This is a genomic window from Microvirga terrestris, assembly GCF_015694425.1.
GTDB classification, from domain to species: domain Bacteria; phylum Pseudomonadota; class Alphaproteobacteria; order Rhizobiales; family Beijerinckiaceae; genus Microvirga; species Microvirga terrestris.
In genome coordinates, this window is sequence record NZ_JADQDN010000001.1 from 350,293 (window position 1) to 364,790 (window position 14,498).

Below are 14,498 nucleotides of genomic sequence, written 5' to 3' on the forward strand. Positions count from 1 at the left end.
CGCTTTTATGATCTGAATGTCATTCAACTCCTGGTGTCGGGTGATCAGGGCGGTGATGAGCAATCATCGTTATGATACCAGAAAGAAAAACCCCGTGGCTGGATCGCAGCCACGGGGTTTTGTTGAGGTTCGATCAGACTAGTTTAATCCTTGCCGCCGCGCCCGTTTCCGTTGCCGCCGCCATTGCCATGGCCGCCACCGTTCCCGTTTCCGCCGCCGGCTGGGCCGTCCGCGTCCGTTCCATCACCGTTGTTCGAGCCGCCTGGGTTGGACGAATCGTTTCCGTCAGGGTCATTGCCGTGGCCGTTGTTGCCATGGCCGCCACCATTGCCGTTTCCTTTGCCGCCACCGTTTCCGCCGGAGCCATCCTGGTCGGTGCCGTCGCCGTTGTTGGAGTTGCCTGGGTTCGACGAGTCGTTACCGTCGGCATCATTACCATGGCCATTATTGCCGTTGCCCGATCCGACGCCTCCATTGCCGCTCGTGCCACCATTATTCCCGGTTCCACCAGTGCCGCCGTTGCCGCCGTTGCCGCTGGTTCCGCCATTGCCACCAATGCTGCCCGTACCCCCAGGGGTCTGACCATTGTCGACAGACCCGCCGACGCTGCCGGTACCGGAGTTGCCGCGATCCGCAACAGCGCCGCCGCGGCTGGGGCTACGTCCGTCGTTAACGCCGGAAGGTGAACCAACCACAGGATTTCCGGCACCGGGCGCGATAGCAGGATTGCGGCTGATTGAGCCGGTCATAGCATCGGTCTGATTCCGGTCACTGGTCGGATCCATTCTGCGGAGTGCCTGAGGACGGACGGCACAACGGCAGACTTCTTGGCCCTGCACGACATGCAGGCGGCAGTTGCCGTACATGGATGGATTGGCAACAGCCGGGACACATTGCGGCACAGGTCTGAGATTTTGGGCAGAGGCTGGGGAGCCGACAGCGAGGAAGAGGGCTGCGCTAGACAATGCAAGAGCGTGTGAGCGCTTCATGTGTTCACCTACAAAATTAGCCAATTGTGATGTTTAGCTGCCTCATGACAGCCTGCTTGGCTAATAGACGCATGTATATGAATAACGTTCCTGGGTTATGATAAAAATCTATTCATTCCAAAAGGGGAACTTTCCTGGGTCATGCGCTATGTTAGGCTTAAATAGCTCTGCTTCATGTGGTTGCAGGTTGGTTATTCGTTGCTTGTAGCTTGACCATTGTGGCTTTAACCCGGAGCGCAGGATATTATTCTGAGAAGATCACAGGGGCTGGTAGGCCTCTGCCATTGTCCGGATATCTTCAAGTTTGGTAGCAAAAAGCGACCAGTCGTCCTCAGCGGCAATAGGTGCCCATATGGCCTCGACGTCATCGATAAGCATTGTGCAAGGCGTAGGCCGCTCGAAGTAGGAATGTCCCAGCCGGATGTCATGCGAGGGTGAGAATTCACTGAAAATCGTTCTGAAAGCTTGAAAGGCCTCGTGCGAATAGAATCTTGCTGAACTGCTCTTCTCAGCACGTCTAATGCTCAGGGTGCCTCCATACCAGTCGAAGAACGTCTGCTCGAATGGAGCGCGAGTCTCGTGAAGGAAGGTCCAAAGAGCTTTGGCCAAAGCTCCGTCGTGTTCGTAGCCTCTGGATTGGAGACCCAGGCGACGCAGGATTGCCTGTGCGAACTCTCGGTGGAGGGCAGGCTCGAAAGAGGCGAGCGCCTGCTCCAGCACATCCTGCGGAGCTAGGGGAAGCAGGCACTCAGCCAAGCGGTAGAGGTTCCAAAGCAGTGCATCGGGCTGCCGTCCGAACGCGTAGAGGCCGGTCTCGTCGAAGTAAGCGGCCGTGAAGCCGGGATCGTAATGGGGCAGAAAGCGCCATGGTCCGTAGTCGAAGCTTTCTCCAGTGATGTTGATGTTGTCGGTATTGAGCACACCATGTACGAAGCCCGCGGCCATCCACTGCGCGCCCATACGGGCCACGCGTTGGCTGACCTGCTCGAGAAAGGCGGCCGCACGGGCCGGCTCCCCGTCGCGCCAAGCCTCGGGCAGGTAGATTCGAACGCTGTGGTCGAGCAGTTTTCGGAGATTGTCGGCCTCATTGAGATAAAGAAATCGCTGAAACGTTCCAATGCGGATATGGGAATGGCTGAGGCGCACCAGAACTGAGGAGCGGGTGGGGGATGGCTCGTCGCCTCTCTCGAGTTCCTCGCCCGTTTCGATCAGGCTGAAGGATTTGGAGGTTTCGACTCCGAGAGCCTCCAGCATCTCGGTTGCCAAGACCTCTCGCACGCCGCCCTTGAGCGTGAGTCTGCCGTCCGCATGACGCGACCATGGGGTCTGCCCGCTCCCCTTGGTTCCAAGGTCGAGAAGCCGTCCATCCTCAGCGTCCTTCAGTTGCGCAAAGAGGAAGCCTCGCCCATCGCCGAGATGAGGATTGTAAGTCCTGAACTGATGGCCGTGATAGCGCAGGGCCAGCGGCTGCTCGAAGCTTCCAGGCAATGGCCTGAAACGGCCAAAATGGTCGATCCATTCCTGATCGGACAAAGCGTCGAGACCAACCCGCTCTGCCCATCGCTGGTTTCGGTAGCGCAGAACATGCTGCGGAAAGCTTGCTGGCTCGACGATATCGTAGAAAGGAAGCCCAAGCTCCTCGTGATGCTTCGAGGGAGAAAAGGAAGGCGAGTAGGGCATTCGAGCAATCCTGTTCAACCAATGATCAAGTCCAACAAGGCTGAATTGTTCACCTGATCAGTCGGGGTGAGGCAGCGCAGCATGGGTGAGAGGGTTATCAGAGCCGCAGGTTCGAATCTTCAGCGAAACTTTTCAATACATTGTTGCATATGATGCGGGCGGGGGCACTGTTCGCACCTGAACCCAAAAATTTTTACGGCAAGGGTCCGATTCCGAAACTGCTTTGGTTGCCGTATGTTCGGGCAAATTGCTTAGGCATTAGCATTCGCTGTTCGAGCGATCTTATGCTTTAGCCTATTGGCGGCAATGGCACCGTCTTCTAAGCTTCATCCAACGAAGCAAGCGGGAGGCGAGTCCATGTCATTGAGAGATGTGCTGAGCCTTTGTGGCCGAATAGGCTTGATCGTCATTGCATTCACGTTCGTAGCCGGGATCGTTGCCGGTCCTATCCTTGAAAAAATTCTGTTCTCCCCAGTTGCGTTCACCGAGCGCAGTATTCAGCCCGCATTGTCTCCAGCTGGCACTCCTCCTGAACGCCAGATCGGAAAGCCAGGCTAACACCTTATTAGAGATCGGTAGGGCATAACGCCCTTCATCGCCCTTTCAGGCAGGAATGCAGCTCCATATCCGGGGACGCGCGATGAGCAGTGATACGGTATTAAGGCAAGAAATTCGTTACTCGCTCGGTTACATCCGCAGCATGATCGATAGCTATTCAGGCTTGTACTCGGGCGAGAATCTTGCACGCGATGTTCTGCGTTTCTGTGACGAGATGACCGGTGCCGAAACATCACATCCGCGCCTGCAGGAGGCGAAGCGCCTTGTGGAAGATCGTTGCAGGCGGCTTGTTCAGGACACAGATCGTTTCGCCCTGCGCGATCCTACCGCGATCGCGGCCTCACGAGCCCAAGCCATAGCCGCCATTGACATGCTTCAGGATGTAGTTTTCGAATGGCGTAAGGCCAGGGTAACAGTGCCGTCGTCAGGAGGCCTGTTGCGCCGAAAAAGCTTGTGAGACATCAGAAATCCTGCGCTTCGAAGGCTTCACAGGCGTTTGGTTTTGATGGATGCAGTTGCTGGCACGTCGATAGCCTCCTGTTCAGATACAGGATCTGTTCTCGGCATATCGAGCCCATACACATCGTTCCGGAAATGCACCGTGCCATCGGCCGTTGCGTACCCGGTCAGATAAACCCAGGCAACCGGAACGGGCTTGTCGAGGCGAATGTCCTGACGCGCTGTGCTGGCGATGGCTGTGTCGATATCTGCTTTCGTCCACGCACCTGAGGATCCGTTGGTGCCGCGCAGCAGCCACTCGGCAAAATCGCCCACATCGGCTACACGGACGCAGCCCGAGGAATGGAAGCGGATGTCCTGAGCGAAAAGTTGCTTCTTAGGCGTGTCGTGCATATAGACCGCATGCTTGTTCGGCATGTCGATGCGGATTTGCCCAAGCGAGTTGATCGCTCCCGGATCCTGCCTGAGCGTGTAGTTGACGGCGCTCTGCGTCGACCAGTCAATCGCTTTCGGGTCGACCTCTTGTCCCTTCGCATCCAGGATGCGGATCTTCATCTTCTGCAGATAATCCGGATCGTTGCGCACATGGGGAATGATGTCTTTCTTGATCAGGGAGACCGGCACCGTCCAAGTCGGATTGAGATTGACGGCCGTAACGCGCGTTTCAACAGTAGGCGAGGGCCTGTCGACCTTACCGACGATAGCGACGTAACGCCGGGCAACCTGACCCTGCTCGACAGCTTCCACGGCAGCTGAGGGAATGTTGACAACCGCATATCTGTCGCCGAAGGAGAATGTGGAGCCCGCCAGTCGCTGCGCCGACGCGGTGAGCTGACGATGACGCGTTACTGCGGAAACGTTGAGAGCCTCCAACGTCCTTGCTCGCACTGCACCGGATTCTGAAAGACCGTGCCGCGCCTGAAACCGCTTGACCGCGCTGAGGAGGGCAGTGTCGAAGGTCGTCCCGCTCGCGAATTCGGGAGAGAGATCTCCTTCGGCGATAAGACGCTGCCTGAGAACTGGAACGAGTGGCCCCTTGTCGCCCACTTTCATGATTGTCCCGTCCGGGAGCGAGGGCCAGCCTCCGGCTTCGGCAATGCGCTTGTAGGTCCAAGCAGCCCGCATCGTGTTAATGAAAGTGTTGGCATCCAGCGTCGGCCGGGAATCCTGTGAGATCGTTGCCACCGGAACTTTTGGAAGAGGCGCTGGTGGACTGAGCTTGGTCTCAGCTGGAACTGCAGTCTTCTGTCGCAGATCCGGCTCCGATGAGGGCGCGGCGAGACTTGGCGATTGTCGGACTGCAGCGGTTGCAGGCGTGGGTTCGACCGCCCATGCGCCGCCCAGGCTGCTCAATGCCGAGCACGAGAGGATCAGGCTTACAGCGAGGTGGGTCGCATTCCGATAGGTCATGGGAGAACTATGGCCGAGGATGGTTTACAAAGTACTGCTCCAGAGCTGAGTATGACAGTCTGCAACTGGTCTGATGGCCTGGGCGTTGTCTCCGCCTCAGCCCTCTTGCCGCACGAGTTCCTGCATGCACATGAAGCCCGCTCCTTCCCAGGATATCCGGCGGATCGACCTGACCTTGCCGTCGTCCACAGGGCTTCATGCGGTTCACCTGATCGAGCAGGTATTTAACAAGGATCAGAGGCAGCTCATTTATCTGGCAGGAGGGGAGAGCAGGGCCGAGCAGATCGCTATGGCTTTGAAGGGACTAGCCCCAGACTTGGACGTTTACCTCTTTCCGCCATGGGATTGACTTCCCTATGATAGCACATCGCCCTCCCGGGAGGCGATGGGACGGCGGATGTCGATTCTGCGGTGCATGAGCGAGCCGGCGAAAGGCAAGCGGCTGCTGATCACGAGCAGCGCCGCCATTATCCAACGTGTACCCCCACGGAGCATCTGGAAACAGGCCTGTCTCCATCTCACGACAGGCGGAGCCTTCTCGCAGGATAGTCTAGAAGCATACCTTCATCACACTGGGTATATCCTGGACGAGAGGGTGGACGAGCCCGGCGAGGCTGCCATCCGCGGGCAGGTCATCGATCTCTTTCCAGCAAGCAGTCTCCTGCCTTACCGCATCGAACATGATGGACATTCCGTCACTGCCATCCGCTCATATGATCCCGTTTCGCAACGGACAGAGACGGAAATTGATAGCCTCCTGCTCGATCCTGCTTCCGAAATCCTGCTCGAAAGAGCGGACGATGGGTCTTTGCCAGAGCGTTTCGACGGAATGGAGCATCGGTTGCCGGAGCATTATGGATCTCTCGCAACGGTTTTTGACTACTGGCCGGATGCTCCCATTGTGATTGCCTCCGGAGCTGAGGAGCGCCGTCAGCTGGTCATGGAACAGGTTGCCGATGCTTATGAAAGTCGCATGTCGCTGCGAGGAGAAGTGAGCGGCAGTGCCTCTGCATTGGCAACCGAACGGTTGTTCATAGGCGATGACGAGTGGCAGGAGATTTTGCGTGAGCGCCGTCTGACCGTCATTCAGGCTCCATCGGAGGGAGAGGCCCAAAAGAGCACTGTTTTGTGCTTTGCCGCTACAGCAAGGCCGGCGAAAGCATTTGCAAGTTTCGTTCAGGCGCAGCAGGGAAGCGATCACAAACTCGTTCTGGCGGCTGCCACAAAAGAGGATCTAAGCCGTATGAGACGTCGGGCTCAGTCCCTGCAACTGAACTCTGTCATGATCGAGCGCTGGAGCGACGCAGTCGATGGCCCTCCGAAGGGAATCTTCGCCCTTCAGGCAGACATCAGAAACGGGTTTATCGATCACCGCAATGGCATTGCCGTTGTTACAGCGTTTGATCTCCTGGGTAGCCGCGCGTCGAGTGGACGGGAACAGGATATTAGATCCGCTGCCCATCAATCCACTGACATGCAGTTTCAAGTCGGCGATGCGGTTATCCACGTCGATCATGGCCTTGGACTTCTGCAAGGAACCGAAGCCATCAGCACAGACGAGGAAGGAACGAGCGATACCATTCGCCTCATCTACGCAGGCGACACGATACTCATGATTCCTGCAACTGATATGGGCCGAGTGTGGCGATATGGACGAATGTCCGAGTCGCTGCAACTCGACAAGCTGAAGAGTGATGCGTGGATCACGAAACTCGCAGCCATCGAGGTGGAGACACGCGAAACGGCCGCCCGCTTGAGCCAGTTGGTCAAGGATCGCGAAGCCGTGAAGCTGGAGCCAATCGTTCCTCTAGGACGCGACTACGAACGTTTCGTCGCCCGGTTTCCCTTCTCTGAAACGACGGATCAGTTGCGGGCTATAGAGGAGGTTCTTGAGGACTTGGCCTCGGGACATCCTATGGATCGGCTGATTTGCGGCGATGTCGGCTTCGGCAAAACGGAGGTCGCCCTGCGGGCTGCAGCAGCAGTGGCGCTTTCGGGCAAACAGGTTGCCGTGCTAGCACCTACGACGGTTCTCGCTCGTCAGCACGTGCGCAGCTTCCAAAGGCGCTTAGCTGGTTTCGGCCTCGAGGTCGCACATCTGTCCCGCCTAGTGACAGCATCTGAAGCGCGTGCCGTGAAGAATGGCCTGGCAGACGGATCGGTGCGGATCGTGATCGGCACGCACGCCTTGGCTGCTAAGGGCGTAAAATTTAAAGATCTTGGTCTCGTGATCATCGACGAAGAGCAGAGGTTCGGTGCCGCCCAAAAGGCGAAACTTCGCGCGATAGCTTCACGCGGACATATCCTTACGTTAACCGCAACGCCCATTCCGCGCACGTTGCAATCGGCCTTGGTGGGTTTGCAGGAACTGAGCGTGATTGCGACGCCTCCGGCCCGGCGACAGCCCATCCGTACCTTCTTGACGGAGTTTGATCCTGCGACTGCGCGGCAGGCTCTTATGCGTGAGCGCCGCCGTCAGGGGCAGAGCTTCGTGGTCTGCTCCCGCGTGGAGGACCTCGATCCAATGCGCGAGCAGCTTGCGAGAATCGTGCCCGAACTGAAGGTCATCGTTGCCCATGGACAGATGCCGCCGGCCGAAACCGATGACGTGATGGTTCGCTTCGCGGATGGGGAAGGCGACATCCTGCTCGCCACCAACATCATCGAAAGCGGTCTGGATGTTCCCCGCGCCAACACCATGCTGGTGTGGCGGGCCGATCGCTTCGGCCTGTCGCAGCTTCATCAGCTTCGTGGGCGCGTGGGACGTGGTCGTATCCGCGGGACTACCTATCTGTTGACGGAGCAAGGGCAGCAACTGCCGAAAGCGACGGAGAAGCGCCTGCGCACGCTGGAAGCGCTCGACCGGCTTGGAGCTGGGTTTGCCATCAGTGCGCAGGATCTCGATCAGCGTGGAGCCGGCGCCCTTCTAGGGGAGGAGCAGGCGGGGCATATCAAGTTCGTCGGCGCAGATTTGTACCAGCACTTGCTCAAGCGTGCCCTGCGTGGAGAGACTTACGCGGAGGATTGGGCTCCTGAACTTAATATCGGTCTGAAAGGCTGCATTCCGGCCGAGTACGTGCACGAACCTGAGGTGCGGATCAACCTCTACGCTCGCATTGCACGCATCGATGTCTCTGAGTCGATTGACGACCTTGAGGAGGAAATCGAGGATCGCTTTGGGCCGCTTCCGGAAGCTCTAAGGCATCTTCTGCGCTTCACGAGCATGAAGCAAATCTGTCACAGGATGGGTATTGGTCGCATCGATGCGGGACCTCAAGCGATTGCCTTGAGCTTCAGGCCGGGAATTGCGGATAATCTGCCCGTAAAGGACGTGATTGCAGAGGCTCAGGGAGCGCTTCGCTGGAGCGGGGAGCGACTCGTGTTAGCGGTCGCGGAGGAGCAGACGGATAAAAGGGAGAAGTGTGTCCTTGATCTCCTGGCCCGGCTCGAACAGTGAGACGGGCAATGCCGATCCGCTCATCCGTGAACGGATTGCCCCTGTAAGACTTATCCCTTGGAATGACTTTCAGCGTGAGGAGCCGATGACCTCGGAAGAGATCCAAGAGTTGAATGCAGCACGAGAGAGCCTCGTGAAGCGTCGCAGAGAAATGGCCAGGCAGTTGTCCGAGGCACCTCTCCCTTCCGTTGAAATGGCCGAGGAGCTGACGAAGATCCTTGTTGCCATCGAGGCTTTGGACCGCGCCCTCAATGAAGCGGGCCACCCCTACATGAGCCAGGGCGTAGTCGATCAGCTCAGGGCAGAAGACTAGATCCTAGAATCCTACGCGTCCGACAACATCAAAGCCCGAGCCTGCCCGTGGCCTGAGCACGAGCATTTCGCCCTCGCTTGGAAAGATGCCCGTCAACGCCGTGATGTTGACCTGATGGGTTACCAGCACCAGAACGCCGGTCGAGCGCCACTCTTCTATGATCCTGTGCAGGGCCCGCGTCTGGGCAGGTTCCTGTTCGCGCCCTGAGAAGAATGAATCCAGCGGAGCCGATGACTGTACCAAGGCCCCGAAGGCTAGGCGGGCCGTATCTAAAGCACGGCACCAGCGACTGGACAGCACGCGCTCAACTGGCACGTTTCGGGTTCTGAACTGATCACCAATGCGTTGCGCCTGTTGCCGTCCCTCTTCGGAGAGATTGCGCTGCGTCGAGCAATCATTCAGCCGGAAGTTGGCCGGGTCCCCCGTTCCTGGCGCTCGCGTGTGGCGAAACAGGGCCACTGTGCCTCCCTGCTGCAAGGTCTGCCAAGCCTCATCGGATGCCCGAGCGGCGTGGGTCCAGCCCGTCAGCATGATAATCACCAGAGCTACAGGCCAACGCATGGAAAGCTCCTGAGTCGAACAGCCAAGCTGCCTCAATGTTGTCTCATAAAACGGCTCTACAGGTAAGCAACAACAATCAGAACTGAAGCGGATCTGCAGCTTCGGTCGAATCCGACAAGTGGCACAGGGGCATGTTCAATGATTTCCAAAGCACAGAGAGCTGCGCTCGGCGTGGCTGCGAGTCTTATTATTCTGCCAGCTGCCTCTGTTCAGGCGAAGCCCAACCGTACGTTTGTTCTGACTGCTGACCGGATGTCGCAATTGCAGCAGATCAACAGTCATGTGAACAGCACCATCCGCGAAGTCTCGGACTTGGAGCAGTATGGCCGCGATGATGTATGGGCGCTTCCTACCAGCGGCAAGGGTGATTGCGAGGACTTCGCGATGCTGAAGCGCAAGATGCTGATCGAGCGCGGCTGGCCCTCCTCGGCACTTTCAATCTCGGTAGGCGCTACCGCACAGGGTGAAGCTCATGCCGTGCTTCTGGTGTCGACAGCCCAGGGACAATTCGTCCTCGACAATCTCACCTCGTCGATCCTCAGCCCGGAGAGAACGGGCCATGTGTTTCATGCCCGGCAATCGGGGCGCTCGTGGATCTCGGCTTCAGGGGAGAAGACCAGCGAGCCCGTTGCGGACCTGCCAGTTGCTCAGATTGTCTCGCGTGGACGACGCGGCTGATCCTAAAAGCTGAGGCGTCAGGCTTTAGCGGCCAATTCGTCGAGAATATCCACGAGAGGATCCGCCGGATCAGCAAGGCCGGCGATCACATCGAAATGGTTGGCGGCAGGCACTTCGTGGTAACGGGCCGTCACTCCAGCCTGACCCCATGCGTCCACGATGGAACGGGATTGACGCAGAAACTCGCTGCTTTCCGCTCCGCCGACAACGGCGACAAGGCTTCCAGAATTTGGTGCTGTCCATTCAAGCGGGCTCAGGCGACGCGCCTCATCGGTTGTGAGGCCGAGGGCCTTATTGATCGAAGTTCCTACAAGAGGAGGGAGATCGAACAGACCGGAGATTGGCATAGCTGCTCTGACAGGGCGCTGTTGCGGTACAGTGCGCACCATGAGGCAGGCGGCAAGGTGTCCACCGGCCGAATGACCGGTGGCTACGATGGAGCGTCCTGTTCTCTGCATGACGAAGTCTGCAGCGGCTCCAATTTCGGCGATAATCTCGGCCAATGTACCTGTCGGGGCGAGGGTGTAGCTCGGCACCGCCACTGTTAGTCCGCGCATATTGGCGCCACGAGCGAGATGGCTGGAGGACGATTTGTCGAAGGCCTGCCAGTAGCCGCCATGGATGAACAGCACGATGGGTCCGCGGCCATCGCCGTTCTCCGGATGGAACAGGTCGAGCCGGCGCCGTTCGCCAGGACCATAGGATAGGTCGAACTCGGCGCGAGCCGTCTCGCGATAAGCGGCGGCATCCCGTTGCCAGCCGGCGATATGAACGGGGTGATCAGGCACCCGCGCCCGGTTGTTGTACTCAGCCTCGAAATCGAGTTTCTCGGATGCCATGGTGCCTGTCCTTAGACGTGCAGATACCGGTCCTTGAGGCTGGCATCCGTCATGAGTTCATTACTGGTTCCCGTCCAGACCGAGCGACCTTTCTCGATGATCACGTGGCGGTCGGCAAAGGTCGCCAGAACGCCCACGTTTTTGTCGATGACCAGGATCGACTGACGCTCGCCCTTGAGACGTTTGAGGCAGGTCCAGATCTCGGCGCGGATGAGCGGCGCCAATCCTTCCGTCGCCTCGTCCAGAATGAGCAGCTTCGGGTTCGTCATCAGAGCGCGGCCAATGGCGAGCATCTGCTGTTCACCGCCCGAAAGCTGCGTCCCGAGGTTGCTCCGGCGCTCCTTCAAGCGTGGGAACAGATCGTACACCGCATCCAAGGTCCAGCGGCGCGAGCCGGTTCTGCTAGAAGCTGTGGCAACGAGATTCTCCTCGACCGTCAGAGTCGGGAAGATCTGCCGTCCCTCCGGCACGAGGCCGATGCCTGTCTGGGCAATGCGATAAGGAGCAAGTCCGGTTACGACGGCACCATTGAAGTGCACTTCGCCGCCGCGCGGGCGCAACAGCCCCATGATAGAACGCACCGTTGTTGTCTTGCCCATGCCGTTGCGCCCGAGCAACGTCACCACCTCCCCGGCGCCGACATCGAGAGAAATATCGAACAGAACCTGGGCGGCGCCGTACGATGCCTGAAGCTGCCGGACGGAAAGCATCAGACCAATTCCTCTTCGCCAAGATAGGCAGCACGGACATCGGGATTGGCTCTGACCCGTTCCGGCGTGTCGGTGGCGATTACGCGGCCATAGACGAGAACCGAAACGCGGTCGGCGAGAGAGAAGACCGCTTCCATGTCATGTTCGATGAGAACAATGGTCAAACGGCTCTTCAGTCGGCGCAGGGTCTCGACCACCCGCTGAGATTCGTCGTGCCCCGTTCCGGCCAGGGGCTCGTCGAGCAGGAGCAGCTTCGGGGCTGTTGCAAGGCCGACGGCAAGCTCCAGCTGGCGCTTCTCGCCGTGGGACAGAAGCCCGGCCGGGATCCGGGCGCGTGCGGCAAGACCGACCTCACCGAGGCACTCCATTGCCAAGCCGTTCAAGTCATTCTCCCGCGAGGCATTGCCGAAAAAGCGGAAGCTCGAACCGGAGCGGGCCTGAACCGCAAGCGCTACGTTCTCCAATGCGGAGAAGCCGGGCAGGATGGAGGTGATCTGGAACGAGCGCGCTAGCCCACGTTCTACCCTCTGCGGCATGGACAGTTGGCTGATGTCCTCACCGATGAATAGAATCTGGCCCGAATTGGACGGCAACATCCCTGAGATCTGGTGGATCAGGGTCGTCTTGCCTGCGCCGTTTGGCCCGATAATGGCATGGAGCTCACCCGGCTGGACCGAAATGTTCACGTCATCGGTGACGACAAGCGCGCCGTAGCTCTTCCGCAGGTTACGGAGTTCAAGCAATGGCTCAGCCATGGTGTGGCCTCCGCAGCAGGCCCATGATCCCGCCTCGAGCGAACAGCACGATCAGGATCAGCAGTGGGCCGAACACCATCTTCCAGTTCTCGGCAAGATGTGCCCTCGTCTCCTCTGCGAGAAAGAAGCTCGCCATATGCAGGATCTCGGGCAGAAATTCTTCAAGCAGCAGAAAGGCCGCCGCTCCGATGATTGCTCCATGTAGGGAGCCGAGCCCGCCGAGCACCACCATGAAGATCAACTCGCCAGAACGCTGCCACGTCATGAAGGACGGGCTGATGAATTCCGCCTGATTGGCCAAGAGGCATCCAGCGAGCCCTGCCATTATGCCGCTGATCACATAGGCAGCAAGCTGAAAGCGGAAAGGCCGGAAGCCGATCGCTTCCATGCGAACAGCATTCTCCCGTGTGCCGCGTAGGACACGACCAAATCGCGAGACAACGATCGACCGCGAGAGCGCATATGCACCCAACAGGCAGAGCAGGCAGATCCAGTAGAAGGTGAAATCATTTTTGAGCCAGGCTGATCCCGCAATGAGGCTACGGGATGCCAGGGTCATCCCGTCGTCTCCGCCATAAGGCGCAAGGGAAGTCGCGAGGAAATACAGCATCTGCCCGAAGGCGAGGGTGATCATGATGAAATAGACACCCTTCGTCCGCAGGGATATGGCGCCTGTGACAAAAGCGAATGCCGCCGAGGCAGCGAGCGCGATAGGAATCTGAACGAGGGCATCCTCGAAGCCGTGGCTCGCCAGGATGCCGACCGCATAGCCGCCAAGACCGAGGAATGCTGCATGGCCGAAGCTCACGAGCGCGCCATAGCCGAGGATGAGATCGAGCGCCATGGCGGCGATTCCGAAGATCATCACCCGCGTGAGCAGGGACAGGACATAGCCCTCCGCACCGGAGTAGGCCGCGAGAAGGGGTGCCGCTGCAAAGGCAGTGAAGAGCACAACAGGGACGATTTCGAGCCGCGTCGTAAGAGACGGAGCCGGAGCGGACGGGGTTTCAGCAATCTCGGTCATGACTCCGCCCTCAACGCTTTACAGGAAATAGGCCGGAGGGACGGAAGAACAGCACGGCAGCCATAAAGATGTAGATCAGCATCGGCGCAATAGCGCGCCCGGTCTGGCTTGCCGCTGCGGGGTCAAGGACGAGCCGCAGCAGGTTCGGCGCGAAGGACCGGCCGACCGTATCCACGAGGCCGATGAGGAGCGCGGCTAGGAACGCGCCCCGGATCGACCCAATGCCGCCGATGACGATCACCACGAAGGCCAGGATGAGGATGTTGTCGCCCATCCCAGGCTCAACGGAAAGGATCGGTGCAACCATGGCACCGGCGAATCCCGCCAGCATGGCGCCGAAGCCGAACACCACCATGAACAGCCTCTGAATGTTGACGCCAAGCGCCGAGACCATGGACGCGTTGCTAGCGCCTGCGCGCACCAGCATGCCGACGCGTGTGTGGTTCACAAGGACGTAGAGCAGGGCTGCGATCAACAAACCAGCGGCAATGATGGCAAGCCGATAGACCGGATAGAGCAGGCCGTTTGCGATTTCCACCGATCCCGAGAGCAGTTCGGGCACGGAAACGCTTAAAGGCGCCGCACCCCACACGAACTTCACGCCCTGGTTCAGGAACAGGATCACGCCGAATGTGGCAAGAACCTGGTCGAGATGATCGCGGTCATAGAGATGGCGGAAGATCAATACCTCGAGCAGAAGTCCGAAGACCAGCGCCGATGGAAGTGCAAGGAGGAGGGCCCAGCCGAAGCTTCCGGTCCAAGCGCTGAATGCCGCGACCAAGTAGGCGCCGACCATGTACTGCACGCCATGTGCCAGATTGATAAAGTCCATCACTCCGAAGACCAGTGTCAAGCCTGCGGCGATGAGAAAGAGTATGAGGCCGAACTGAAGACCGTTCAGAGCCTGGACGAAAAAAAGAGTTGCTGTCATCGGCGTGTCACTGGCTGCAGGCCTCCGTCAACCGAGCCTCCGCTCGCATGCCCTCAAGCGAAGGCATCATGAAAAGGTGCATCGAAAGAGACGGCCTGCCCCAGAGGTCTCCGAGACAGGCCGGGTCAGCTCAG

Annotated in this window: 13 protein-coding genes; 4 read left to right on the forward strand and 9 right to left on the reverse strand. The window is 58.8% G+C overall.

The window, feature by feature from the left end; all coding sequences use genetic code 11:
* Window positions 1-143: 143 nt before the first annotated feature.
* Window positions 144-749: a hypothetical protein gene (locus I2H36_RS01535; protein ID WP_196262122.1), complete on the reverse strand. Its 606-nt coding sequence runs from the start codon at window positions 747-749 to the stop codon at window positions 144-146.
* Window positions 750-1,247: 498 nt separating this feature from the next.
* On the reverse strand, window positions 1,248-2,669 hold the full coding sequence (locus I2H36_RS01540) for a protein adenylyltransferase SelO (RefSeq protein WP_196262123.1): 1,422 nt from the start codon (window positions 2,667-2,669) through the stop codon (window positions 1,248-1,250).
* 640 nt (window positions 2,670-3,309) lie between these two features.
* Here I2H36_RS01540 and I2H36_RS01545 point away from each other — a divergent pair.
* Window positions 3,310-3,684 (forward strand): hypothetical protein, encoded by a 375-nt coding sequence (locus tag I2H36_RS01545; protein WP_196262124.1) that lies wholly within the window; start codon window positions 3,310-3,312, stop codon window positions 3,682-3,684.
* Between the two features lie 29 nt (window positions 3,685-3,713).
* On the opposite strand, the gene I2H36_RS01550 is transcribed toward I2H36_RS01545, so the two are convergent.
* The gene (locus I2H36_RS01550) at window positions 3,714-4,871 is read right to left on the reverse strand and encodes a L,D-transpeptidase family protein (RefSeq protein WP_343234381.1); all 1,158 of its coding nucleotides are present in this window, start codon (window positions 4,869-4,871) and stop codon (window positions 3,714-3,716) included.
* A 622-nt stretch (window positions 4,872-5,493) separates the two neighbouring features.
* On the opposite strand from I2H36_RS01550, the gene I2H36_RS01555 reads away from it, so the two are divergent.
* Window positions 5,494-8,553: a DEAD/DEAH box helicase gene (locus tag I2H36_RS01555; protein ID WP_196262126.1), complete on the forward strand. Its 3,060-nt coding sequence runs from the start codon at window positions 5,494-5,496 to the stop codon at window positions 8,551-8,553.
* A gap of 85 nt (window positions 8,554-8,638) precedes the next feature.
* Window positions 8,639-8,866, forward strand: coding sequence for a hypothetical protein (locus I2H36_RS01560; protein WP_196262127.1), 228 nt, complete (start codon window positions 8,639-8,641; stop codon window positions 8,864-8,866).
* Between the two features lie 3 nt (window positions 8,867-8,869).
* Here the strand turns inward: I2H36_RS01560 and I2H36_RS01565 are convergent, their stop codons facing one another.
* The gene (locus tag I2H36_RS01565; protein ID WP_196262128.1) at window positions 8,870-9,427 is read right to left on the reverse strand and encodes a histidine phosphatase family protein; all 558 of its coding nucleotides are present in this window, start codon (window positions 9,425-9,427) and stop codon (window positions 8,870-8,872) included.
* Window positions 9,428-9,565: 138 nt separating this feature from the next.
* Between I2H36_RS01565 and I2H36_RS01570 the strand changes: the two genes are divergently transcribed.
* Window positions 9,566-10,105 (forward strand): transglutaminase-like cysteine peptidase, encoded by a 540-nt coding sequence (locus tag I2H36_RS01570; RefSeq protein ID WP_196262129.1) that lies wholly within the window; start codon window positions 9,566-9,568, stop codon window positions 10,103-10,105.
* Between the two features lie 17 nt (window positions 10,106-10,122).
* On the opposite strand, the gene I2H36_RS01575 is transcribed toward I2H36_RS01570, so the two are convergent.
* From I2H36_RS01575 to I2H36_RS01595, 5 genes are read right to left on the reverse strand one after another with little or no spacing between them, the layout of a single operon-like run.
* On the reverse strand, window positions 10,123-10,944 hold the full coding sequence (locus I2H36_RS01575; RefSeq protein ID WP_196262130.1) for an alpha/beta hydrolase: 822 nt from the start codon (window positions 10,942-10,944) through the stop codon (window positions 10,123-10,125).
* Window positions 10,945-10,955: 11 nt separating this feature from the next.
* Window positions 10,956-11,654 (reverse strand): ABC transporter ATP-binding protein, encoded by a 699-nt coding sequence (locus I2H36_RS01580; protein WP_196262131.1) that lies wholly within the window; start codon window positions 11,652-11,654, stop codon window positions 10,956-10,958.
* A complete protein-coding gene (locus I2H36_RS01585) occupies window positions 11,654-12,409 on the reverse strand; it encodes an ABC transporter ATP-binding protein (protein ID WP_196262132.1) in 756 nt (251 codons plus the stop codon). Before I2H36_RS01585 ends, I2H36_RS01580 begins: the two co-directional genes overlap by 1 nt.
* A complete protein-coding gene (locus I2H36_RS01590; protein WP_196262133.1) occupies window positions 12,402-13,433 on the reverse strand; it encodes a branched-chain amino acid ABC transporter permease in 1,032 nt (343 codons plus the stop codon). The genes I2H36_RS01585 and I2H36_RS01590 overlap by 8 nt, the downstream gene beginning before the upstream one ends.
* A gap of 10 nt (window positions 13,434-13,443) precedes the next feature.
* Window positions 13,444-14,364, reverse strand: coding sequence for a branched-chain amino acid ABC transporter permease (locus I2H36_RS01595; RefSeq protein WP_196262134.1), 921 nt, complete (start codon window positions 14,362-14,364; stop codon window positions 13,444-13,446).
* Between the last annotated feature and the right edge of the window lie 134 nt (window positions 14,365-14,498).